The sequence below is a fragment of the Rhizobacter sp. Root1221 genome (genome assembly GCF_001425785.1).
Classification (GTDB): Bacteria; Pseudomonadota; Gammaproteobacteria; order Burkholderiales; family Burkholderiaceae_C; genus Rhizobacter.
Map to the genome: position 1 here is coordinate 1 of NZ_LMDI01000076.1, position 21,292 is coordinate 21,292.

A 21,292-nucleotide genomic window follows, 5' to 3' on the forward strand; every position below is an offset into this window, starting at 1 on the left:
TTAACCTTCATGGTGGACGCCTCGCTTTCGTCAGTGGTTGCTTAGACACTTCCACTTTGGCACATCGATGCCGTTAGGGGTGGGGCGTCCATCCCATTGGCGAATGCCGGGATCTCCAGCGGTGGACGGGAACGCTGCTGTTGAGCGAGAAGGTGGAGATCCCGGCCTTCGCCAGGACGACAGGGTTGTGTGGGGAAACGCATTGGCGTTTGCGCAGAGTGGGTCTCCCAGGATCAGGCTCTCTGCTTGGTTCGGCTTACCTTGCGCATGTTGCGCGCGGCCCTGTTGCTGATTGAGTTGGCGCTCTGGAATTCATCCCAAATCACCAACTCCCGCAACAACTTCCCCCTCAACGCTCAAACTTTCCCCGGACAGCAGTGGCCCTCCGCCGGGACCCGCCAGCCGACTGAGGAGCCTTACACCCTTCCGCTGATGTAGGGCCCGGTAGCCCCATCCACGCCACATTCCCACAGCCGCTGGCAATCGAGTTCGTCCACCACCCCTTCGGCAAACACCTGCAGCGACAGCCCGTGCAGCAACGTGACGGTGCCGCGCACGAAGATGGCACGGTTTTCGTCAGTGCCGATGCCTCGCACGATGGAGGCGTCGAGCTTGACGTAGTCGAGGCCGGCTTCGAAGAGGCGGGGGATCTGCCCCAGGCGTTCGCCAGCGTGTTCGAGCCCGATGCGCACGCCGATGGGACGCAGCTGGCGGCTGAGTTCCTGCAGCAGGTGGAAGTGTTCGACGGCGGCGATCTCGGCCACCTCGAGCCAGATCAGGCGTGCGGCGCGCGGTGCCGCCCACAGCAGCGCACGCAGGCGCGGCGCGAAGCTGCTGTCGGTCAGCGACGCAGGAGACAGGTTCACGCAACGGGCCTGGCCGTCACGCGTGGCGTCCATCAGGGCCAGCGCAAGGGCTCGTTCGTCCACGTCCACCGTGAGGCGGCTGCGCATCGCCAGCGGCAGCCAGCGCGCTGCCGGCTCCAGCACACCGCCCTCCTCGAGCTGCATGCGCAGCGGGCATTCGAGGTGCACCGTCTGGTAGCGGCTGTCGACCACCGGGAACATCATCAGCCGCACGCGGTCGTGCACCAGCGCCTCGCGGATGCGCTGGCGCCACGCGCCTTCGCCCAGCAGGGCCATCGCGGGCGAGGCCTCGCTGGCCAGCTCCACGGCAAACGGGCCATAGCTTTCCGCGCGGGCCAGCGCCGCGTCGGCCGTGCCCATCACCTGGGCCATCTGCATGTCGCGCCGCAACTCCACGGCGCCCACCGCCACCGCAGCGCCTGCACCGAGCGACGGCAGCACGAGGCGCAGCGCATCGGCCAAGGCCTGGGCCGTCTCGCGTGCCACACCCGGAACCGGCAGGCAGAGGGCGAAGTCCGAGCCGTTCAAGCGGCCCAGGAAACAACCCTCGACCCGCTCGGCATAAGGCCGCAAGGCCTGCGCGATGGTGGTGATCATGCGGTCGGCCACGCCGTGACCGTGCGTGCGGTTGACCCCGGCCAGGTCGAGCACGCGCAGCAGCACCAGGCCGCCGTCGGCGGTGCCGTCCTCCCGATGCAGCGACGCGCCCAGCAGCCCGAGGAAATGCGCGCGGTTCGACAGGCCGGTCAGCGCGTCGCAGTTGGCCTGCTTGTGCAACGAATCGAGCTGGGCGGCCTGGGTCTGGAACGCCACCCGCAGGCGCTCCACCATGGTGTTCATGGCCTGGGTCAGGCGCTGGAGTTCCGGCACGTTGGGTTCCTGCACCGTGACGAACTCGCCCTTGACCAGCGCATGCGCCTGGTTCACCGTGCTGTCGAGGGGCTTGCGGATGCGGCGGACCACCAGGGTGCCCAGCGTGCCGGCCACCAGCCCCACCACCGCCAGCGCCAGCGCCGACCGCACGCTGCTTTTCCACAACTCGTCGAACGCGAAGGCCGCCTGGCTTTCCACCTCGACCTGGCCCAGCGCGCGCCAGCCGTCGGACACCTGCGCGAGACCCGGGCGCGATTCGATGGAGACGAGGCTCACGAACCATGCCGGCGCCTTGGCCGGGCCCACGGTGGCGTCGCGGACGAACTTGACCTTGCCGTCGCTGCCCACGAGGCGGATGCGGCGGTAGAACCCGGTGTCGAACTGGGCCGACATCATCAGCGCCATCAGTTCGGGGTCGCCCTTCTGCTGCGAAAGCGCCAGCGCCAGCGACGTGGCGTTGTCCGCGTTTTTCAGCTGCAGCTGCGTCTCGAGGTAGTTCCGCGCGGACTCCACGGCCACCGTCACGCTCCCGAGGAACGCCAGCAGCACGGTACCCAGCATCAGCAGCCAGATCTGGCGGATCAGCGACATGTCCGTTCCTTGTCTTGATTCATGCAACTCATTGAAACCCCTCGGCCCGTGCTTTCGCAAGCGCTTCCCGCCAGCGCGACAGCCGGGCGACCGGATCCCCGGCCGTCTGGCTTCCGACACCCTGCCACAAACCGTCCCCATTGAAACTGAAAACCGGCGCCAGGTCCGGACGCCGTGACGCCGGGCGGATCTCGCTGAGCAGGTTGTCGAGGATCAGCGGCTCCGCGTCCGGGGCCGCATGATAGGCAAGCACCATGTGGGCCTGCACGACCCCTTGCGGCCCGCCCACCTGCGCCCGCACGTACACGAGCCGCAGCTTGGCCGTGGGCATGCCCAGGGCGACGAGGGAGAAGTACTTGGCGATGGCGAAGTCTTCGCAGTCGCCCTGGCCCGCGTTCAGCGTCTCGAGCGGGCTCGCCCAATAGTCCACCTGCCCCCAGGCCGCGGAATCGTCGCGAAAGAGGATACGGCGGTTGTAGAACTGGTTGATCGCCTGGAGCCGGCCAACGTCGTCGAGTGGCATCGCCGCGGCCATCACCTGGTGCAGCGCCTGCACCCCGGCCACCGCGCGGGGGCCGGCCCGCTGGGCGGCCGCGGTCATCCGGTCCACGTCCCAGGCCCGCAGCACGGCCACGGGCACGAGCAGCGCGGCCAATAGCCCGACCGCCCCCACGCGCCGCAGCCACGCCGCGACCCGGGCGCCAAGGGGCCGGTTCGGTGCGGTTGGGCGGTTCTCGGTTCGGTGCACGGGTGTCCCTGGGGACACGGTGCCCCGTCCGGGTTGTCGTCATATTCGGGTGCGCCCTTGAGGGTTCTATGCCGCGGGCGGCCGCTGTGATAGAAAGTGCTCGCAAACAAGGGCCGCCTTGCGTGACTTACTGCCGGGCAAACCCTCCACTCCGGGGAACAAGGCCGCAGAGCCGATCACTACACTCGACAAGTCTCCCACGGGAGACGCTGTCATTGACTCTAGGATCGAGATGCTTCCAAGAAACACGGCCTTGTTCGCTGCCATCGCCCTCCTCTGCGCCACCGCGGCCCACGCGCAGGCAGAAGACCAGGCTCAGTTGAAGGCCGCCGTTCAAAAGGCGATCAACGCCAACCCCGAGGTCACCGCCCGCTTCAACGCCTACCGCGCCTCCGCCGACGCCGTCGACGCGGGCCGAGGCGGTTTCTACCCGCGGCTCGACCTCAACGCCAGCGCCGGCCGCGACCAGGACCGGATCGAGAGCCGGAACCCCGAAACCCAGTCCACCAGGCGTACGGGTGCCTCGCTCACGCTGACGCAGCTGCTCTGGGACGGCCTGGCCACGTCCAGGGACGTGGGCCGGCTGGGCCACGAACGCCTGGCACGCTACTTCGAGGTGGTCGACGTCACCGAACAGACCGCCCTCGAGGCCGCCCGTGCGTACTACGACGTGCTGCGCTACCGCCGCCTCGTGCAGCTGGCCGAAGACAACTTCGTGCAGCACCAGACCGCCTACAACCAGATCCAGTCGCGCTTCAAGGCTGGCGTGGGCCGCGGGGTCGACCTGGAACAGGCCGGTGCACGGGTGGCCTTGGCCGAGTCCAACCTGAACACCGAGATCTCGAACCTGTACGACGTCTCCACGCGCTACCAGCGCCTCGTGGGCGAAGTGCCCCCGGCCGGGTTGCCCCAGCCGGCCGATTTCAAGGCGGGCGTGCCGGCCAGCGTCAACGACGCCGCCGACGAGGCCATCCGCCGCAGCCCGGCCATCAGCGCCAGCATCGAGAACATGCGCTCGACGCGGGCCCTCGTGTCCGTGCGCGAAAGCGCCTACCAGCCGAAGGTGGAGGCCCGGCTGCGCAGCGGCGCCGGCAAGAACTTCGATGGCGTGCGCGACCAGCGCAACGACAGCACCGCCGAGATCGTGCTGAACTGGAACCTGTTCAACGGCGGGTCCGACCGCGCCCGCGTGCGCCAGCAGACCAACCTCGTCAACCAGGCCACGGACCTGCGCGACAAGGCCTGCCGCGACGTGCGCCAGACGGTGGCCATCGCCTACAACGACACCCGCAAGCTGGTGGACCAGCTCACCTTCCTCGACCGCAACACCCTCGCGATCTCGAAGGCACGCGACGCCTACCGCCAGCAGTTCGACATCGGCCAGCGCAGCCTGCTCGACCTGTTGAACTCGGAAAACGAGCTCTACACGGCCCAGCGGTCGTACGCCAACGCGGAGTACGACCTCAGCATCGCCTACCTCCGCACGCACGCGGCCATGAACCAGCTGGGCCCGCGCCTGGGCCTCACGAAGGCGGACGCGGCCCCCGCGGCACCTGACGACGCCGACGGCTGGACCGCCGGCGACGACGCACCGGGCCGCTGCCCCGCAGAGGCCGTGCCCACCATCACGATGGACACCATGGGGCTGCGCCAGCGCGCCGCCGCGCTCACCCCGTCCGGCACGCCGGCCGTGGCCCCGGCCACCGCGCCCGGGGCCCGCCCGGCCGCGCCACTCACCTCGGTGCCGCTGCAGCGCCTGGCCGACTGGGCCGCGGCCTGGCAGGCCAAGGACACGGCCCGCTACCTGTCGTTCTACGCCCCCACGTTCAAGCCCGACACCGGGTCGTTGGACAGCTGGAAGGCCTCGCGCGGCGCCGCGTTCTCGCGCCCTGGCGCCCTCACGGTGACGGTCGAGAACCCGCGGGCCACCGCGATCGACGCCACCACCGTGGAGACACGCTTCAGGCAAACCTTCCGGTCACCCACGTTCAACGACGTGTCCGACAAGGTGCTCACATGGAAGCTCGCCGATGGCACCTGGACCATCGTGAAGGAGTCCGGCCGCTGAGGCCGGTGGACCGTTGACGCCGGTGCGGCCGCCGGCTACTTGCCGGCGATGATGAGCCCGAGCAGGCGGTCCTCGGTGGCCGCGGCCGTTTCGCCCTGCCCCACCAGCCGGCCGTTTTTCATCACGGCGTAGCGGTCGGACAGGTCGAACACCTCGTGCATGTCGTGGGTGATCAGGAAGATGCCCACGCCACCGGCTTTCAGCCGGCGCACCAGGTCAGCCACCATCGCGCGCTCGTGCGGGCCCAGGGCGGCACAGGGTTCGTCCATGATCAGCACGCGGGCGTTGAAGTACAGCGCCCGCGAGATGGCCACCACCTGGCGCTGGCCACCCGACAGCAGGCGCACCGGCACGCGGATGTTGGTGAAGTTGGGGTTCAGCTTGCGGAACACCTCGCGTGCGGCCACCTCCATCGCGTCGTCGTCCATCGTGCCCCAGCGGGTCACGAGTTCACGGCCGAGGAACAGGTTCGCCACCGCGTCGAGGTTGTCGGCGAGCGCGAGCGTCTGGTAGATGGTCTCGATGCCGAGGGCCTGCGACGCCGACGGGGTGTCGATGCTCACCTGCGCCCCGCCCACGAGGATCTCGCCGCTGTCGATCGGGTAGGCGCCGGCCAGCATCTTCATCAGCGTGCTCTTGCCCGCGCCGTTGTGGCCCAGCAGCGCCACCACCTCACCGGGGTTCAGGTGGAGCGAGACGTCGTCCACGGCACGCACGCCGCCAAAGGCCTTGTGGATGCTGCGCAGGTCGACCAGGGGAGCGGTCTGGTTCATCGTCATCAGGCCATCCGTTCGCCGCTCCAGCGGCGGTACAACACATCGAACACCACCGCGGCGATCAGCACCTGGCCGATGATGACCATGCGGGTGCCGATGCTCACGTCGAGCAGCAGCAGGCCGCTCTCGAGGAACTGGATCACGAGGGCCCCCAGCACGGAGCCGAGCACGGTGCCACTGCCGCCCGACAGCGCCACGCCGCCGATCACGGCCGCGGCGATCACGTACAGCTCCATGTTCGTGCCGAGCGAGTTGGTGCCGGCGTTCAGGCGCGCCACCGACACCACCGCCGCCACCGTGACGAGCACGGCCAGCAGCAGGAAGAGCTTGAGCACCACGCGGCGCACCGGGATGCCCACCAGCAGCGCCGCCTCGGGATTGCCGCCGATCGCGTAGATGTAGCGGCCGAAGCGGGTGCGCCGCACGAGGAAGGCCATGCCGATCACCACCGCGCCCCAGATCACCACCGGCACGGGGATGCCCTGGGCCTCCTCCTTGCCGTCGAGCTGGTACGCGCAGGTGATGCCCACGAAGGCGAGCAGCACGCCGACGAAGAGCGCCCCCAGCAACACGTCGAACCACAGCGGCCGCAGCTCGAAGCCGTGGGCACCGCGGCTGCGCCGCCGCGACACGATGTTCCACACGATCACCGCCGACAGCAACGCGCCGAGCGCCCAGCTGAGCGCCGGGCCCAGCGCGCCGTCGAGCCCGCCCCCGAGTGCGAGGAACGTGGGGTCGGTGACCGGCTGCGTCTTGCCGTCTGCCACCAGGAAGGCCGCGCCGCGGAACGACATCAGCCCGCCCAGGGTCACCACGAACGACGGCACGCCGAGGTAGGCCGTGAGCCACCCGTGGTACAGCCCGATGACCAGCGCGAGCATCAGCCCGGCCAGTGACGCGGGGATCCAGTGCCAGCCCTTGCTGTACTGCAGGAACGCGATGAGCACGCCCACGCACCCCATCACGGAGCCCACCGACAAGTCGATGTGGCGGGCCACGATGACGAGGGCGATGGCCGTGGCAACGATGCCGACCACCGCGGTCTGCTGGGCGAGGTTGTAGAGGTTTTCGGGCGTCAGGAACGAACCGCTGAGCACGTGGAACACCAGGGCCATCGCCACGAGCACGGCGGCCATGATGCTCAGCCGCAGGTCGAGCGCGCTGATCTGGAGGTTGGCGGGCATGGTCAACGGGCGGGCCGGGAGGCCCGCCGGATTTCAGGTCACTTGCAGGCGGCAGGGGCGGAAGCGGCCGGCACGTTGCGGCAGAGCTCTTCCTTCGCGATCCAGCCGGCGGTGACGACGGTGTCCAGGTTGGCCGTGGTGATCGCCACCGGCTTCAGGAACTTCGACGACATGGGCACCTTCTTCTCGCCTTCGGCCCAGGTCACCGCGCCGTCGACCTTCTTGCCGGCCGCCAGCGCCACCGCGGCAGCAGCCGCTTCCTTGCCGAGCACGCGGGCGTCCTTCCAGACCGACACGGTCTGCGTGCCGAGGGCCACGCGGTTCAGCGCCGCATGGTCGCCGTCCTGCCCCGAGACCGGCACGCCGCGGATGCCGCGGCCCGACAGCGCCGCCACCACCCCGCCGGCCGTGCCGTCGTTCGACGCCACCACGGCATCGACCTTGTTGCCGTTGCGCGTCAGGATCTGCTCCATGTTCTTCTGCGCCACCTCGGGCTTCCAGCCCTCGGTGTATTCCTCGCCAACGATCTTCACCGCACCGCTCTTGACGGCGGCGGCCAGCACTTCCTGCTGGCCCGCGCGCAGGAAGTCGGCGTTCGGGTCGGTGGGCGAGCCCTTGATCAACACGTAGTTGCCCTTCGGCTTGGCGGCCAGCACGGCGCGCGCCTGCAGGCGGCCCACTTCCTTGTTGTCGAAGGTGATGTAGAACACGCCAGGCTGTTCGATCAGGCGGTCATAGGCCACCACGGGCACCTTGCGCTGCTTCGCCTTCGCGAGGGCCGGCACGATGGCGTCCTTGTCCATCGCCAGGATGATCAGGGCGTTGGCGCCCTTGGCGATCAGGCTGTCCACGTCGGACAACTGCTTCTCGGGGGAACCACCCGCGTCGGCGCTGACGTACTTGGCGCCCAGTTTTGCAAGTTGCTCCTTGATGGCGGCCTCGTCGGTCTTCCAGCGTTCCTCCTGGAAGTTGGACCAGCTCACCCCGACCGTTGTTTCAGCGAGGCTGGCACCCGCCAGCGTCGTCAGGGCCGCACACACAAGCGCTTTACGGAAGGCATTCATCTTGTTCCCCAAGTGGTTGGACGCGCCGGCCACCCCCTGCGGGAAATCACCCCGGGGCCCGACACGGAGCGCAGTATGAGGTACGCACATCATTTTCTTGCTCGTGGAAACCCGAGGAAGTTTTCCGGGCGTCAGCGGTTGCAGCCGCGACCGGTCCAGCGGGGAATCCGTACGCGCCGGCGATGCTCCCTCAACTCGATCAGCGATGGGCTGATGCCCCGCATGGAACCGGGGGCATCCCGCCGGCTCGTCCGCGGCGGCGCATGATGCCCATCGCCCGGACGCTGTTGCCAAGGCCCGGCGCGTGCTGCCCAGGAAGGATACGCCCATGACCCACCCACGCAGCGCGGGGTCCGGCTCTCGCCGGATTCCGCTGTTCGGCCTGCTGGCCGCCCTCGCGCTGGGCGGTGCCTCGGCCGCCGATCCGGCCTCCGATTTCAAACCCACGCCGCTGTCGCCGCAGCCCGACCGCGATGCCGGCTTGCGCGCGTTCTCGGAGATCGAGCGCGTGCTCAAGCACCCGCGCTGCCTGAACTGCCACGTGCCCGACGCGCCCTTGCAAGGCAACCAGGCCACGCCCCACTTCCCGCCCGTGCAACGCGGCAAGGACGGCCGCGGCCAGGCGCCGCTGCAGTGCACGACGTGCCACAGCATCCAGAACAGCCCCCTGCTGCACGCCCCACCGGGCCTTGCCAAGAACGGCAAGCCCGACTGGCACATGCCGCCCGCCCACATGAAGATGAACTGGGTGGGGCTCAGCGGCGCGGCGTTGTGCCGCGCCGTGCGCGACCCGAAAACCAACGGCGGCAAATCGCTCGCCGCCACCGAGGAACACCTCGTCAACGACCCGCTGGTCGCATGGGGCTGGCAACCGGGCCCCGGCCGCGAGCTGCCCCCGCTCGACAAGGCGGCGTTCGACGAACGCACCCGCGAATGGATCCGCAACGGCGCGCCCTGCGCACCCGGCGACGCCCCCCTCACCCGCTGACCCGAAGAGGACCGCATGACATCCTTCAACCTGAACGGCAAGGCGGTGGACGTCGACGTGCCACCCGACACCCCGGTGCTCTGGGTGCTGCGCGACACCCTCGGCATGACCGGCACGAAGTACGGTTGCGGCATCGCCGTGTGCGGCGCCTGCACCGTCCATGCCGACGGCCACCAGGTGCGCGCCTGCGTCACACCGGTCGCCGCCGTGGCCGGCCAGCGTGTGGTCACCATCGAGGCCGTCGGTGACGACCCCGTGGGCCGCGCGGTGCAGGACGCCTGGGTGAAGCACGACGTGGTGCAGTGCGGCTACTGCCAGAGCGGCCAGGTCATGTCGGCCGTGGCGCTGCTGAAAGTGAACCGGCGCCCGTCCGATGCCGACATCGCCCGCGCCATGAGCGCCAACATCTGCCGCTGCGGCACCTACGCCCGCATCCACGCGGCCGTCAAGGACGCCGCCCGGGCGCTCGCCTGAAGGACCCCGCACCATGCAACACGATCACCTCCTGCACCGGCTGGGCACCGGCGGCCTCGCAGCACTGACCGGCGCCAGTCCGGCAGCGGCCACCGGCCTCGACCGGCGCACCTTCCTGAAGATCGGCGCCGGCTCGGGCTTTGCGCTCGGGGTCTTTCCGGCGGGCGCGCAGGCGCCCGCGGCCGACGTGGCCAGCGCGCTGAAACCGGGCCAGCAACCATCGGCCTTCGTGCGCATCGCGCCCGACGGCACCGTCACGGTGAGCATCGGCAAGATCGACATCGGCCAGGGGGTCCACACCGCGTTGCCGATGGTGGTGGCCGACGAGATGGACGCTGACTGGTCGAAAGTGCGCGCCGAGTTCGCACCGGCTGGCGATGCCTACAAGGACCCGCTGTTCGGCATCCAGATGGTGGGCGGCTCCACGTCCATCAAGAACTCGTGGACGCAGTACCGCGAGATCGGCGCCCGCACCCGGGCCATGCTGCTCTCGGCCGCCGCGCGGCGCTGGAACGTCACCGCCGCCAGCCTCACGGCGAACCGCGGCGTGGTCACCGGAGTCAGCGGCCAGCGCGCCACCTACGGCGAACTGGCCGAGGCCGCCATGGCCGAGCCCGTGCCGCTGTCCGTCGTTCTGAAGACGCCGAAGCAGTTCACGATCATCGGCCGCCCCACCGGCCGGCTCGACGCGCGGCCGAAGTCCACCGGCCAGCAGAAGTTCGGCATCGACATGGCCCTGCCCGGACTGCGCACGGTGCTCGTGCTCCGGCCCCCGGTGTTCGGGGCGAAGGTGGCCTCGTTCGACGCCACGGCGGCAAAGGCGATCCCCGGTGTCGACGAGGTGTTCGAGGTGCCGCTCGACCGCGGGGCCACCGGCATCGCCGTCGTGGCCAATGGCTTCTGGCCCGCGCGCACCGCCCGCGAGGCGCTGCAGGTGCAATGGAACACCGACGGGGTCGAGCGGGCCGATTCGGCCGCGCTGCTGGCGCAGTACCGGCAACTCGCGTCACAGCCGGGGCTGCCGGTGAGCCAGTCCGACCTGTCGGCGCTGGCCGGGGCACCGCACCGCATCGTCGCTGAATATGAGCTGCCCTACCTCGCCCACACTCCGATGGAGCCGCTCAACTGCACCATCGACCTGCGCGAGGGCCAGTGCACCGTGTGGGTGGGCTCGCAGTTCCAGACCATCGACCACGCCACGGTGGCCCAGGTGCTCGGCCTCGACCCGAAGCAGGTGACGTTGAACACGCTCATGGCCGGCGGCGGCTTCGGCCGGCGCGCGGTGCCCACGTCCGACTACGTCTTCGAGGCGGCCCAGGTGGCCAAGGCCCGCCGCGCGGCCGGCCGCACCGGCCCCATCAAGCTCGTGTGGACCCGCGAGGACGACGTCAAGGGCGGCTACTACCGGCCGATGCACGTGCACCGCGCGGAGATCGGCATCGATGCGAAGGGCCGCGTGCTGGCGTGGAAACACACCATCGTGGGCCAGTCCATCATCAGCGGCACACCGTTCGAACCCATGATGATCAAGAACGGTGTCGACGCCACGATGACCGAGGGCGTGGCCGACAGCGCCTACGGTTTCCCGATGACGCTCGAGGTGCACCATCCGAAGGTCAACGTGCCCGTGCTGTGGTGGCGCTCGGTGGGGCACACGCACACCGCGTTCGTGATGGAGACCCTCGTCGACGAAATCGCCCGCACCGTAGGCGCCGACCCGTTCGACTACCGCCGCAAGGCGCTGGCCAAGCACCCGCGGCACCTGGCCGCGCTGGACCTCGTGAAGCGCAAGTCAGGCTACGGCACCCGCCGCCTGCCCGCGGGCCACGCCTTCGGCGTGGCCGTGCACGAGTCATTCGACACCGTGGTGGCCTACGTGGTGGAGGCCTCCGTGGAAGGCGGCCGGCCGGTGCTGCACCGCGTGACCGGCGCCGTGCATTGCAACCTGGCGGTGAACCCGCGGTCCATCGAAGCGCAGGTGCAGGGCGGCCTGCTGATGGGCCTCGGCATGACACTCCCCGGCGCCGAGATCACGCTGAAGGACGGCATCGTGCAGCAGGGCAACTGGAACGACTACCGCGTGGCCACCCACGCCCAGATGCCCCAGGTGGAGGTGTTCATCGTGCCCTCGGCCGACCCGCCCACCGGCGTGGGCGAACCGTCGCTGCCCCCGCTGGCGCCCGCATTCGCCAATGCATTGGCCGCGGTGACCGGCAAGCGGCTGAGGCGGTTGCCGTTCGAGGTGTGAGGGGGCCCGCCGACTCAAGCAGGCAAGCGGGAAGCAGGCAGCCGCTGTGGGTTCTTCATGGTGTGCTGCCCGCAGACACGTCCATGATCAGGCGCATGACCAGGTAGAGCCGAGGCGCGATCGACCCGATGTCCACATGCTCGGCGTCGTTCGAATGCGCGCCGAAGCCGGTCAGGCCCAGGCCTTCGATCACCGGCCCGCGCGCGTGCAGCGCTGCAAAGGCCGCATCCGTGCCGCCGCCCGTGGCCACCTCCGCCACCTTCATCGGCAAGCCGATCTCCCCATAGATCGCCTGCGCGCGCTTGGCAAGCGCACGTGACGCAGGGGTTGCTTCCAACGGCGGGCGGCGCACCTCGAACTTGAGCTGCACCTTGGCGTCGGACACGCGGCGCTGCTGGACGCGCCGCTGCATCTCCTTCTCCAGACGATCGAAGTCGGCCACGCGCAGTGCGCGCACGTCCGCCTGGGCCGTGGCGTTGGCCGGGATCACGTTTCGGTTCGTGCCCGCCTGCGCCATCGTCCAGTTCAGCTTCACGCCGGTATCCGGTTCCGACAGGTCCTGCATCTGCAGCAGCTGGTGGGCGAGTTCCGTCAAGGCGTTGATGCCCGCCTCCGGCCGCGCTCCGGCATGCGAGGCCCGGCCTTCGACCGACAGGTATGCCGCGCCGATGCCACTGGTGGCCAGGCGTACGCCGCCATCCGCGCCAGCGGCTTCGAAGGACAGCGTCATGTCCTGGTCGGCCGCGGTGCGCGCAATCGTGGCGCGCGATCCTGGGGAGCTGATCTCTTCGTCGCCATTGATCAGCACGGTGAGCGTGCCGTACGCATCCATCCCGGCCTTCTTCAGCAGCGCGATGGCATGCAGGATGGTCGCGATGCCTTGCTTGTCGTCCGCGATGGCCAGCCCGTAGGCCTTGTTGCCGTCGATGCGAAACGGCTGGTCCTTCAGCATGCCCTTCAGGTACACCGTGTCCATGTGCGCGATGAGCAGCAGCTTCTTGGTACCCCTCCCCTTGAACTGGGCCTTCACCATCGAGCCCACGCGCTCCGGCGTGTCCCCCATGCGATACAGATCGGTCGGCTCGATCAGCGAGACCTCGCCGCCCAGCGCTTCCAGCTTGCGCGCGATCAGTCCCGCCAACCGGGCGAGGCCTTCCACGTCCTTGCTACCCGACTCGACATCCACCAGTTCACGCAGCGTTTCGAGCAGCGCGGGCTGCTCCTGCCCGGCCAGTTGCTGCAGTTGCCCGGACGAAGGTGCGGCCACGGCCATGGAGGCTGCGAACAGTGAGACTGCAGCGAGCAGGGCACGGATGTGGAAGTTCATGGGAGGGACCTGCGGCGTGCAATGGAATGGCGTGGACTATGCCGGCAGCTTGCGCGCGAGTCCATCGACAAGATTTCCCTCCCCTATGACGTGATGGAATGGGTTGATGTGTTTTCGCGATGGCTCGGCCTCAAGCGTTGAGCACAGGGTTTGGCGCGTACTTGTCACCCACCCGCTCGCGCAGCGGATGCGTGTCGTAAACAATGTGCATGCTGTTGATGCGGTGGCTACCCGGGCGGAAGCCGAACACGTCCACGCAGGTGAAGTCGACCAACCTTCCGTCACTGAGCGTCCAGTCGTAGCGGAAGTAGGCCGCCACGCGAACCGTGTCGTCCGCAGGCTGCACCGATGCGAACAGGTCGATCAGCGTGATCACGCTCTGGCTCGAGGCCTGTGCCAGCTTGGGAAAGAAGTCGCGTGCCTTCATGGTCCCGAGAAACGGGGAGTGCACGACGCCGTCGTCCTCGAAAGTGAGAATCAGTCCCGCCGTATCGCCCGCGTGCAGAAGGCGCAGGTAGGTGCGCACCGTGTCCAGTTGAAGTTGACTCATGCATCGCTCCTTGTCAGTTCACGGGGCGAATGGTTCCAGACACCGTGCCCTCGGACAAGTCAGAATGGCGGCAAATCCATCAACGTTGTTTATGAATCTGAGATACCTGGAATACCTCAGGCTGGTGATCGAGCACGGCAGCTTCGCTGCGGCGGCGCGGGCTGGTGGCGTGTCGCAGCCAGCGATCAGCCACGGCATGAAGCAGCTCCAGCGACAGTTCGACACGCCGCTGTTCGTGCCGTCCGGGCGCAGGGTGCTGCCCACCGAGGCGGCGTTGCAAGCGGCGCTGAAAAGCAAGGATCTCGCCGAGCGGATCGACGCACTTGCGGTGACAAGTGCCATCCCGGCCACTCGCGACACACTGCGCGTCGGGGTGACCCCGTCCGCAGCCTTGGTCTGCGGCCCGTCCTTGTACGCTGCTTGGTGCCAAGGCCACCCTCGCCGGCGTCTCGACATGTCCGGCGCTGACGAAGGGCGCCTGCTGACCAGCTTGCAGGCCGGTGAACTGGACTTGGTGATTTCGCCGAGGCCTCGTGGCTACGTTGGCGCTGGCTTGGCCACCCAGCCGCTTTACCAGCTTGCGCCGCTGGCTTACGCCGGTCGCGCGCACCCATTGGTCAAGGCTCAGTCACTGGCAGAACTGCAAGCAGCATCCTGGGCCATCGTCGGACCCAGCGTGAGCGGGCCCGTGGATGTACTGCATGAAGCCTTCGCCGTCCGCCAGATGAGGCCGCCACGCGTGGCCGTATCGTGCCCGGACTACGCCAGCCTTCTGCACCTGATGACCCACAGCGACTTGCTCGGCGTGCTCCCCCACCCGGCCCTGCTGGACAGCGCAGCGAAGGGCGAAATCGTGCCCCTTCGTCTGCGCGAGGCTCTTCCGCGCTACGAGATGCATCTGTTCACGCCGGTTCGGTCGCGTCGGGTCTTGGGTCCCGTCTTCGCCAAGTTGAAGCAGCAGGCGGCCTTGATTTCCAAAGCGCCAGAACCTGCGCATTCAGCCGAACGACAGGCTTAGTCCGATCCAACAGGCGCATCAAGTTCTAGAGTTGCCATTGCCGATTGATGCAGCAGACATTGCGGAAAGCCAAATCTGCCGCACGTGTTCAAGGCAGGCTACACGGTCAAGGCGCGACGTGCGTGTGATAGATCTTGCTGATCACGGCCCACGTTCCATCAACCTTCAGCAGATGGAAAAAGTCAGTGAAACAGAAACCGGAAACGTCGTTGGTGTCGACGCGAGCGCTGGCGGCGGTGCCAACGATGTCAATTCTGACGATCGCAGCTTGCGCTTCGGGCGAAGGACGGAAGGAGCTGTCGAGGCCGTCGAACAGATTCTGGATCGCGCCACCTGTGAGCTTGCCGTCGGCGCCGACGCCAAAGATGGTCGCCTGTTCGCTGAAGGCCGGCTTCATGATGCTGCTTCTGGCTTGCTTGCAGCCCTCGTTGTACTTGTTCAACACCGCGACGATAGCGTTGTACTCTTGGACGTAAACAGGTTTGCTCATGGGTTCTCTCTTGATTGAGTGGGGAATCAGTGGGTTCCAGATGCAGCATCGGAACCCAAACGATCACTTGGCGAACAGCATCGCGATGTCGGCGAAAGCCTTGATCTCCAGCGCATTGCCGGACGGGTCGAGGAAGAACATCGTTGCCTGTTCGCCCGGCTCGCCCTTGAAGCGGATGTAGGGCTCGATCACGAACTCGACGTCGGCCGCCTTGAGGCGCGCGGCGGCCGCTTCCCAGTCGGCCATCGGCAGCACGATGCCGAAGTGACGCACCGGCACGCCGTGTCCATCGACCGCATTGCGCTGTGCGATGCCGGTTTCAGCGGGGGCCAGGTGCGCGACGATCTGGTGGCCGTAGAAGTTGAAGTCGACCCAATCGTCCGCGCTGCGGCCTTCAGGGCAGCCGAGCAGTTCTCCGTAGAACGTGCGGGCGAGCGCAATGTCGTGCACCGGGAATGCGACGTGGAACGGGGACAGCGGTGCGGGATTCGTTGTGGGGGCATGCATGGTCATGGTGCAGGTGATTGGTTGCTGATCGGGGCGATGGCGGTCTTCAGTGCCTTGAATCGTAGGCAGTGCAGTGGAAAAGAAAATCAATATATATTTGCCCCGAGCACAAACGGAGTTTGTTGATGATCCGCGAATTGAAGACCTTGATGGCCGTGGCACGAGAGGGAACGTTCGCCGCCGCCGGCGAACAGATCGGCCTGACGCAGGCGGCCGTCAGTGCGCAGATGCAACGTCTTGAGGCAGAGCTCGGGTTTCAGCTCTTCGACCGGACTGGCCGATCGGCGAGGCTGAATGCCATGGGACACCAGACGCTGGCGCAAGCGCAGGAACTGCTTCGTCTCTACAGCAACCTGGGATCGAGCAACACGGGTCAGCGAGCCGCCGAACTGCTCAACATCGGCGCCATCGCATCGGTGCAACGGTCGCTGCTACCTGATGTGCTCGGGAAGTTCCACAAGCAGATTCCCAACTGCCGCACGAGAGTCGTTCCGGGCTTGTCCATGGAACTGTTGAACCTGGTCGATGTTGGCGACATCGCCGTGGCGGCGATCATCCGACCGCCGTTCTCGCTGCACAGTGACCTGCGCTGGAGGACGCTCGCGCACGAGCCGTTTCGCTTGCTGGTGCCCCGGCACGTGGACGGCAACGACTGGGCCCAGTTGCTGTCCAGCGAACCGTTTGTCCGGTATGACCGCGCCTCGTTCGGCGGCCGGCAGGTCGATCGTTTTTTGCGCTCGGCACACCTGAGCGTGCAGCAGGTTTGCGAGCTCGATGAACTGGATGCAATCGTTCGCCTCGTGGCCAACGGCGTCGGGGTCGCTCTCGTGCCGCAGACCGCCACGCATCGCAGGTGGCCCGCGGCGGTGCGCGCGATCGACCTTGGGCCTCACACGTTCCATCGTGACATCGGCCTCGTCCACCGAGCGAGCCGAACCCTCAGCGAGCCGGCTCGGCTGTTCGTGCAGCTCGTTTGCAATGCATACAGTGGCAGCAGGGCGTCCGGGGAGGTCGAGGATCGCCCGGTGACTGCGCCGTAACGTCCACACAGCCGAAAGGGACCAACGCGACCAAGCTTGCGCCCTGCAGCGGTTGCTGCGAGGCGATGGTCAAGCCCACAGATGCCGAATCTCGTCGAACCCGTTCACGGCCCCCGGGTTGACCGGAGTTCATCCCGGGCCGCGGCCCCGATGGCCTCGAGCCCGATCCCCAGGCGGGCCAGCGCCCGCACGCTGGCACCCTGCCGGATGGATGCGACGGCCAGCACCACGTGGGCGCCGCTCAACGGGCGGTCCTGGTCTTGTTCGCGTTGGGCGGCCAGTTCGTGGATCACCGCCTGGCCCGATGGCTTGGCCGTGTAGAGCGCACGGGCGGCCTTCAGTGGTGCGCCGCCCTCCTCCATGGGTGCCACCAGGGACGGATCGATGCCGATGCCGCGCAGCGCGTCACCATGCTGTTGGGCGATGGCCTCGCGCAGGCCGTCGGGATCCGCCGCGAGGCGTGCGAACGTGCGGCGGGCCGCCCCGTCCGGCAGGTCCAGCGCGGCCAGCAGGAAGTGCTCCGCGCCGGGTTCCTGCTGCCCATCCTGCAACGCGTGCCGTTCGGCCCCTTCACACAGGGCCTTGAGCGTGCCCATGTCCTTGAAACGCTGCCGTATCCGCTGAAACATGCCACCTCCCGGGATCATCGCCGTGGGGAACCGGACCCGGCCAGGCGCTTGTGCGCAGCCTGCTTCGACACCCCGAGGGCCAGCGCGATCTGCGCCCACGACCAGCCCTGCGCCAGGGCCTTCTCGACCGCGCGTTGCTCGAGCTTGTCGGCCATCAACCGCAGCGCCACCACGGCGGCCAGTGCATCGGCCGGATCGTTTGCCGAAGGAAGTGATTTCAGGTCCATCGTTCGTCAATCTTAGTTGACGAACGATGGGTCGTCAACGTTCATTGACGAACACCGGCCGCCGCGTCAAGGACACACGTCGCGCCCTGCCTGTGCCGGATCCAGGCACGCCTTGAACACCGTGTCCTTCACGGCGGGCATCATCGCCATGGTGCGGAACGAGCGGTACGTGAACACCACGATCTGGCCGGGCGTGTTCAACGCCTCCCACACCTTGCGCCGCGAAGCCGCGTCCATGGTGATGCGGCCATCGGCGCGCGTGGTGCCCTTGGCCAGCGGCTTCGGGTAGCCGAACAGGTAGTCGGACAGCTTCGGAGTGTCGCCCGGCACCACGATGATCTGCCACGGCGTCTGGCTGGCCGGCAGGCCGTCCTCGGTCCAGCGGGTCTGCAGCCCGTCCGCCGAGGAGATCACCCAGGTTTCCAGCTGGTCACGGCCCTCGCCCAGCAACGGCGATGCGGGCCAGCGGTACGGGCGGCCGCCCGCATCCTCGCGGTAGGTGGCCAACACCTGGCCGCCGGGCGCATAGACCGTCACGAGCGGATGGCCCGTGAACCCGAACTGGCCCGTCGCCGGGTTCTGCTCCATGCGCGATTCGCCAGTGATGCTGCGCACGAGGCGGCCCTGCGGGTCGTGGAGGTACACCTCGCGGCTGTCGTCCGCCGCGGCGGCCTGGTCGCAGCGCCCCGCGGCGCGCTGGGACAGTTCGGTGAGCGCACCAACGGGCCCGTAGGTGGCACACGTGGCACCGCGCTGCTCCCATGTGTTCTTTTCGATGTCCCACGACACCACCTGCAGCCCGGTGGCACGCCCCTGGTCATCACGCTGGAGCTGTTCCACCTGTTCCGTCTGCAGGTCGGCCGCACGGATGGGCGGCGGCTCACCACCGCTCGGGTCGCGGTCGCGGTAGGCTTCGGTGAGCGTGCGCCGCTCGATGCGACACAGCTGCACGCGGCCCTGTGCATCGGCCTCGCCATACAACACCGGCGTGGGCTTCAGCGCGAGCTCGGCGCGGTGGTACACCGGCCAATCCACCCGATCGGCCCACGGCGCCGCGAGGGTCATCCGCCCACCCTCGGCAGCAGGCCTGCCCATCAGGTCGGGCAACACACGCACGCGCGAGCCGTCGGTGCCCAGCAATTCGAGTCCGAGGTTCAGGTCATCACCGGCGACGAACCACTTCCGCCATCGCGCGGGCGCCGGGTCGGTCGCGGCAACACCGCCGCACACCGCCGCGTGAGCACTGGCGAGGCACGAGAGAAACAGGGCCACGCCCCACGAGGTCACACGTCGATTCATGCCGGGCACCTCAATGGAATTGCAGGTCGTAGGCGTACTGCAGCGCGCCATACCATTCCTGGCCGAACCCGCCGAAACGCAGGCCGGCGGGGCCGTCCTCGAACAGCAGGAACGGGTACGCGTTGCGCGCCAGCTGCCCGTCCGGCGGCAGGCGGTACGGCGAGAACCGCTTCGGGTTCTCGAAGTAAGGCGCCAGGTGTTCGCCCGCATGGATGTGCATGTACCAGACAGTGAGCACGCGATCGGGGTACTTGCTCGGGGACACCTCGGGGTAGAGGCCGCCTTGCCCTGCCGGGATCGACGACGTCATCAGGCGCAGCGCGAGCCGCAGCGGCCCGTGGTACACGATCTCGCCGCCGCTGCGCGACATGCCGTCGCGTCGCGCCACGGTCAGCCATTCGGCCAGGTTCTGCACGGCACGCGAGCCCGGCGCCACCGAACGCTCGCACCACCGCTCGACATCGGCCGCCGTCACCGGTTCCCCGCGGGGCACCTTGCCCGACGTGGTGGCGATGTCCGCATGGAATTGGGCCAGCCACGCGCGGTAGCGTTCACCGGCGGTCACCCTGTCGAAGGCCCGTGCGGAGGTGCACAACCACGGCGCTGCAAGGCCCGCCAGCAGGAGTTGGCGTCGGGCGACACCCGGTCGTTTCATTCTTGTGTCCTCGGTCGTTGGAATGGCCGGCGCGCCGGCTGGCACGCACTGTCCCACATTCCGCGGCCGGGCAGGCAACGAGGGGTGTCAGGCGGCAGCGGTGGCGGCCTGGCGCACCACGGCCTCGGCGATCACACCGGCATCGCGCAGGATCACCTTGCGCTGGAGGATCATCGACTCGGGGTGCTCACGCTCCCAGGTCGCCACGGGCATCATCCGCTCGCTGGCCGCCGCCGCGCCGGCGCGGTCGCCCTTGCGCCAGCAGGCCATGACCGCCACCAGCTGGTCCGGGTGCGGGTAGCCCGTGAAAAATCCATCCGCGCCTGCCGCGAGTTCGGCCAGGCAGTGCACACCGCCCAGCCCGCCGAAGAGCCCGAGGCGTGTCCCAAGGGCCGCCCCCACACGAATCATCTTCTCCGGCGTGGGCTCTTCCTCGACCTTGATGCCGCACACCTCGGGCACGGTGTCGGCCAGCCGCTGGAGCAGGTCCACCGGCAGCAAGCCGCCGAACTTCGGGTGATCCATCAGGATGATGGGCAGATGCAGTGCGCGTGCGATGGTGTCCACGTGGGCCAGCACCGCCGCCGCGTCACTCCGCGGTGGCTTGACGAGCAGCCCGCTCGCCCCGCAGTCGGCCGCCACGCGGGCCAGGGCCAGCGCGAGGTGGGTGCTGTCGTCCAGCACCCCCACGATCACCGGCGCGCGCCCCGCCGAGCGCCGCGCCACGCGTTCGATCACCAGCCGGCGCTCGTGTTCGTCGAGCAGGTGGCCCTCGCCGGCGATGCTGGCCGGTACCAGCCCGGTGGCCCCACCGGCCAGGTAGTGATCCACCACGCGGTCGAGGCTCTCCAGGTCGAGGTGCCCACCCGCCGCCATCGGCGTGGGCAGCACCGCGAACAGGCCGTGAAGCCAGGCGGGATGCGGGTTCATCGTCACCTCAGGCACAACCCAGGGCCTCGGCCTCGCGCAGCACGCCGTCGAAGAAACGGCACCGTGCGTCGAGGGCCACGCGGATGGCCCGCTCCACGCGCAACTCGTCGAGCGGCGAGTGCAGCATGGGCAGCAGGATGGACTCGAGCTTGTCGGCGTGCCCGTCGTCGACGTGGATGTGCACCTCGAAGAACATGAGCGCGTCCCGATCGAACGCGGCGGCCTGCAGCAGCCCGGCCTGGATCTGCGTGTACAGGGCCCCGACGATGCCTTCGGAGGCATAGCACAAGGCGCCGAGCGTGCCGGTCACGCCGTAGTGGTCGCTGAGGTTCAGGTAGGTGTCGATCAGCGACGCCGTCTCGGGCAACTCGGGCACCGCCGCCAGCTGCGCATCGTCCAGCCCCAGGGCCCGCGTGAAACGCCGGAAGAGGTTGGCGTGGGCGCGCGCCGGATCGCCCTCGCCGAGTTCCTCCCACAGGTTCTCGCCGATCACGAGGCGGGCATCCTCCTGCGGGCAGGCCGCCAGGGCCAAGGCCAGGAAGCTCGGGAACTGGCGGCAGAACTTGTACATCTGGCCACCCAGCACGCGCACCTGGGCGATCGTGAGTTCGCCGGCGCGGCAACGCTCGACGAACGGATGGCGCCAGAGCGGATGCGCCTCGGCCACGAGGCGGAACCGCGTGGGGGTGTCGAGGAGCAGGTGGGGGATTTCGGATTGCAGCGATTTCATGAGACAGACC

21 protein-coding genes are annotated in these 21,292 nt (G+C 68.3%); 6 read left to right on the forward strand and 15 right to left on the reverse strand.

Going from position 1 to position 21,292, the window contains the following annotated elements:
* Positions 1 to 416: 416 nt before the first annotated feature.
* Together ASC87_RS29420 and ASC87_RS29425 are read right to left on the reverse strand one after the other, a co-directional pair.
* A complete protein-coding gene (locus ASC87_RS29420) occupies positions 417 to 2,330 on the reverse strand; it encodes an EAL domain-containing protein (RefSeq protein WP_056671600.1) in 1,914 nt (637 codons plus the stop codon).
* A 28-nt stretch (positions 2,331 to 2,358) separates the two neighbouring features.
* Positions 2,359 to 3,078, reverse strand: coding sequence for a transglutaminase-like cysteine peptidase (locus ASC87_RS29425; RefSeq protein ID WP_056671603.1), 720 nt, complete (start codon positions 3,076 to 3,078; stop codon positions 2,359 to 2,361).
* A gap of 232 nt (positions 3,079 to 3,310) precedes the next feature.
* Here ASC87_RS29425 and ASC87_RS29430 point away from each other — a divergent pair, with 232 nt between their 5' ends.
* Complete coding sequence (locus ASC87_RS29430) at positions 3,311 to 5,146, forward strand: TolC family outer membrane protein (protein ID WP_056671606.1); 1,836 nt, start codon at positions 3,311 to 3,313, stop codon at positions 5,144 to 5,146.
* A 35-nt stretch (positions 5,147 to 5,181) separates the two neighbouring features.
* Here the strand turns inward: ASC87_RS29430 and ASC87_RS29435 are convergent, their stop codons facing one another.
* The 3 genes from ASC87_RS29435 to xylF are packed head-to-tail and all read right to left on the reverse strand — an operon-like array spanning position 5,182 to position 8,170.
* A complete protein-coding gene (locus ASC87_RS29435) occupies positions 5,182 to 5,925 on the reverse strand; it encodes an ATP-binding cassette domain-containing protein (RefSeq protein WP_056671609.1) in 744 nt (247 codons plus the stop codon).
* Positions 5,925 to 7,106, reverse strand: coding sequence for a sugar ABC transporter permease (locus tag ASC87_RS29440; RefSeq protein ID WP_056671612.1), 1,182 nt, complete (start codon positions 7,104 to 7,106; stop codon positions 5,925 to 5,927). Before ASC87_RS29440 ends, ASC87_RS29435 begins: the two co-directional genes overlap by 1 nt.
* A gap of 38 nt (positions 7,107 to 7,144) precedes the next feature.
* Positions 7,145 to 8,170: a D-xylose ABC transporter substrate-binding protein gene (gene xylF, locus ASC87_RS29445; protein WP_056672158.1), complete on the reverse strand. Its 1,026-nt coding sequence runs from the start codon at positions 8,168 to 8,170 to the stop codon at positions 7,145 to 7,147.
* 328 nt (positions 8,171 to 8,498) lie between these two features.
* Here xylF and ASC87_RS29450 point away from each other — a divergent pair, with 328 nt between their 5' ends.
* Genes ASC87_RS29450 through ASC87_RS29460 form a run of 3 tightly spaced genes read left to right on the forward strand, consistent with a single transcriptional unit; the run spans position 8,499 to position 11,880 of the window.
* Positions 8,499 to 9,158: a hypothetical protein gene (locus tag ASC87_RS29450; RefSeq protein WP_235582345.1), complete on the forward strand. Its 660-nt coding sequence runs from the start codon at positions 8,499 to 8,501 to the stop codon at positions 9,156 to 9,158.
* Positions 9,159 to 9,173: 15 nt separating this feature from the next.
* The gene (locus ASC87_RS29455) at positions 9,174 to 9,632 is read left to right on the forward strand and encodes a (2Fe-2S)-binding protein (protein WP_056671615.1); all 459 of its coding nucleotides are present in this window, start codon (positions 9,174 to 9,176) and stop codon (positions 9,630 to 9,632) included.
* Between the two features lie 13 nt (positions 9,633 to 9,645).
* Positions 9,646 to 11,880 carry a xanthine dehydrogenase family protein molybdopterin-binding subunit gene (locus ASC87_RS29460; protein ID WP_056671618.1) on the forward strand — a complete coding sequence of 745 codons (2,235 nt, stop codon included), beginning with the start codon at positions 9,646 to 9,648 and terminating at the stop codon, positions 11,878 to 11,880.
* Positions 11,881 to 11,935: 55 nt separating this feature from the next.
* On the opposite strand, the gene ASC87_RS29465 is transcribed toward ASC87_RS29460, so the two are convergent.
* Both ASC87_RS29465 and ASC87_RS29470 read right to left on the reverse strand, forming a co-directional pair.
* Positions 11,936 to 13,207: a M20/M25/M40 family metallo-hydrolase gene (locus ASC87_RS29465; RefSeq protein WP_056671620.1), complete on the reverse strand. Its 1,272-nt coding sequence runs from the start codon at positions 13,205 to 13,207 to the stop codon at positions 11,936 to 11,938.
* A 130-nt stretch (positions 13,208 to 13,337) separates the two neighbouring features.
* Positions 13,338 to 13,757: a nuclear transport factor 2 family protein gene (locus ASC87_RS29470; protein WP_056671623.1), complete on the reverse strand. Its 420-nt coding sequence runs from the start codon at positions 13,755 to 13,757 to the stop codon at positions 13,338 to 13,340.
* 91 nt (positions 13,758 to 13,848) lie between these two features.
* Between ASC87_RS29470 and ASC87_RS29475 the strand changes: the two genes are divergently transcribed.
* Positions 13,849 to 14,775 carry a LysR family transcriptional regulator gene (locus ASC87_RS29475; protein WP_082569057.1) on the forward strand — a complete coding sequence of 309 codons (927 nt, stop codon included), beginning with the start codon at positions 13,849 to 13,851 and terminating at the stop codon, positions 14,773 to 14,775.
* Between the two features lie 106 nt (positions 14,776 to 14,881).
* Here the strand turns inward: ASC87_RS29475 and ASC87_RS29480 are convergent, their stop codons facing one another.
* Together ASC87_RS29480 and ASC87_RS29485 are read right to left on the reverse strand one after the other, a co-directional pair.
* Entirely contained in the window at positions 14,882 to 15,265 is a 384-nt protein-coding gene (locus tag ASC87_RS29480) for a nuclear transport factor 2 family protein (protein ID WP_056671626.1), read from the reverse strand.
* 63 nt (positions 15,266 to 15,328) lie between these two features.
* Entirely contained in the window at positions 15,329 to 15,772 is a 444-nt protein-coding gene (locus tag ASC87_RS29485) for a VOC family protein (protein WP_056672162.1), read from the reverse strand.
* 125 nt (positions 15,773 to 15,897) lie between these two features.
* Between ASC87_RS29485 and ASC87_RS29490 the strand changes: the two genes are divergently transcribed.
* A complete protein-coding gene (locus ASC87_RS29490; RefSeq protein WP_056671629.1) occupies positions 15,898 to 16,812 on the forward strand; it encodes a LysR family transcriptional regulator in 915 nt (304 codons plus the stop codon).
* A gap of 104 nt (positions 16,813 to 16,916) precedes the next feature.
* On the opposite strand, the gene ASC87_RS29495 is transcribed toward ASC87_RS29490, so the two are convergent.
* From ASC87_RS29495 to ASC87_RS29520, 6 genes are all read right to left on the reverse strand, one after another.
* On the reverse strand, positions 16,917 to 17,441 hold the full coding sequence (locus ASC87_RS29495; RefSeq protein WP_162255225.1) for a Clp protease N-terminal domain-containing protein: 525 nt from the start codon (positions 17,439 to 17,441) through the stop codon (positions 16,917 to 16,919).
* A 14-nt stretch (positions 17,442 to 17,455) separates the two neighbouring features.
* The gene (locus ASC87_RS29500) at positions 17,456 to 17,668 is read right to left on the reverse strand and encodes a hypothetical protein (protein WP_056671634.1); all 213 of its coding nucleotides are present in this window, start codon (positions 17,666 to 17,668) and stop codon (positions 17,456 to 17,458) included.
* Positions 17,669 to 17,734: 66 nt separating this feature from the next.
* Positions 17,735 to 18,967, reverse strand: coding sequence for a hypothetical protein (locus tag ASC87_RS29505; protein ID WP_157604453.1), 1,233 nt, complete (start codon positions 18,965 to 18,967; stop codon positions 17,735 to 17,737).
* Between the two features lie 10 nt (positions 18,968 to 18,977).
* Positions 18,978 to 19,622 (reverse strand): hypothetical protein, encoded by a 645-nt coding sequence (locus tag ASC87_RS29510; protein WP_056671640.1) that lies wholly within the window; start codon positions 19,620 to 19,622, stop codon positions 18,978 to 18,980.
* A gap of 87 nt (positions 19,623 to 19,709) precedes the next feature.
* A complete protein-coding gene (locus ASC87_RS29515; protein ID WP_056671643.1) occupies positions 19,710 to 20,552 on the reverse strand; it encodes a dihydrodipicolinate synthase family protein in 843 nt (280 codons plus the stop codon).
* A 7-nt stretch (positions 20,553 to 20,559) separates the two neighbouring features.
* Positions 20,560 to 21,282 carry a TenA family transcriptional regulator gene (locus tag ASC87_RS29520; protein ID WP_056671646.1) on the reverse strand — a complete coding sequence of 241 codons (723 nt, stop codon included), beginning with the start codon at positions 21,280 to 21,282 and terminating at the stop codon, positions 20,560 to 20,562.
* Positions 21,283 to 21,292: the final 10 nt, after the last annotated feature.

Excerpts from the sequence above, each read along its gene's own strand:
- ASC87_RS29505 (WP_157604453.1), bottom strand. The coding sequence starts at position 18,967 with ATGAATCGACGTGTGACCTCGTGGGGCGTGGCCCTGTTTCTCTCGTGC.
- ASC87_RS29475 (WP_082569057.1), top strand. The coding sequence starts at position 13,849 with ATGAATCTGAGATACCTGGAATACCTCAGGCTGGTGATCGAGCACGGC.
- ASC87_RS29520 (WP_056671646.1), bottom strand. The coding sequence starts at position 21,282 with ATGAAATCGCTGCAATCCGAAATCCCCCACCTGCTCCTCGACACCCCC.
- ASC87_RS29440 (WP_056671612.1), bottom strand. The coding sequence starts at position 7,106 with ATGCCCGCCAACCTCCAGATCAGCGCGCTCGACCTGCGGCTGAGCATC.
- ASC87_RS29435 (WP_056671609.1), bottom strand. The coding sequence starts at position 5,925 with ATGACGATGAACCAGACCGCTCCCCTGGTCGACCTGCGCAGCATCCAC.
- ASC87_RS29500 (WP_056671634.1), bottom strand. The coding sequence starts at position 17,668 with ATGGACCTGAAATCACTTCCTTCGGCAAACGATCCGGCCGATGCACTG.
- ASC87_RS29490 (WP_056671629.1), top strand. The coding sequence starts at position 15,898 with ATGATCCGCGAATTGAAGACCTTGATGGCCGTGGCACGAGAGGGAACG.
- ASC87_RS29420 (WP_056671600.1), bottom strand. The coding sequence starts at position 2,330 with ATGTCGCTGATCCGCCAGATCTGGCTGCTGATGCTGGGTACCGTGCTG.
- ASC87_RS29510 (WP_056671640.1), bottom strand. The coding sequence starts at position 19,622 with ATGAAACGACCGGGTGTCGCCCGACGCCAACTCCTGCTGGCGGGCCTT.
- xylF (WP_056672158.1), bottom strand. The coding sequence starts at position 8,170 with ATGAATGCCTTCCGTAAAGCGCTTGTGTGTGCGGCCCTGACGACGCTG.
- ASC87_RS29460 (WP_056671618.1), top strand. The coding sequence starts at position 9,646 with ATGCAACACGATCACCTCCTGCACCGGCTGGGCACCGGCGGCCTCGCA.
- ASC87_RS29470 (WP_056671623.1), bottom strand. The coding sequence starts at position 13,757 with ATGAGTCAACTTCAACTGGACACGGTGCGCACCTACCTGCGCCTTCTG.
- ASC87_RS29450 (WP_235582345.1), top strand. The coding sequence starts at position 8,499 with ATGACCCACCCACGCAGCGCGGGGTCCGGCTCTCGCCGGATTCCGCTG.
- ASC87_RS29515 (WP_056671643.1), bottom strand. The coding sequence starts at position 20,552 with ATGAACCCGCATCCCGCCTGGCTTCACGGCCTGTTCGCGGTGCTGCCC.
- ASC87_RS29465 (WP_056671620.1), bottom strand. The coding sequence starts at position 13,207 with ATGAACTTCCACATCCGTGCCCTGCTCGCTGCAGTCTCACTGTTCGCA.
- ASC87_RS29455 (WP_056671615.1), top strand. The coding sequence starts at position 9,174 with ATGACATCCTTCAACCTGAACGGCAAGGCGGTGGACGTCGACGTGCCA.
- ASC87_RS29495 (WP_162255225.1), bottom strand. The coding sequence starts at position 17,441 with ATGTTTCAGCGGATACGGCAGCGTTTCAAGGACATGGGCACGCTCAAG.
- ASC87_RS29485 (WP_056672162.1), bottom strand. The coding sequence starts at position 15,772 with ATGCATGCCCCCACAACGAATCCCGCACCGCTGTCCCCGTTCCACGTC.
- ASC87_RS29480 (WP_056671626.1), bottom strand. The coding sequence starts at position 15,265 with ATGAGCAAACCTGTTTACGTCCAAGAGTACAACGCTATCGTCGCGGTG.
- ASC87_RS29430 (WP_056671606.1), top strand. The coding sequence starts at position 3,311 with ATGCTTCCAAGAAACACGGCCTTGTTCGCTGCCATCGCCCTCCTCTGC.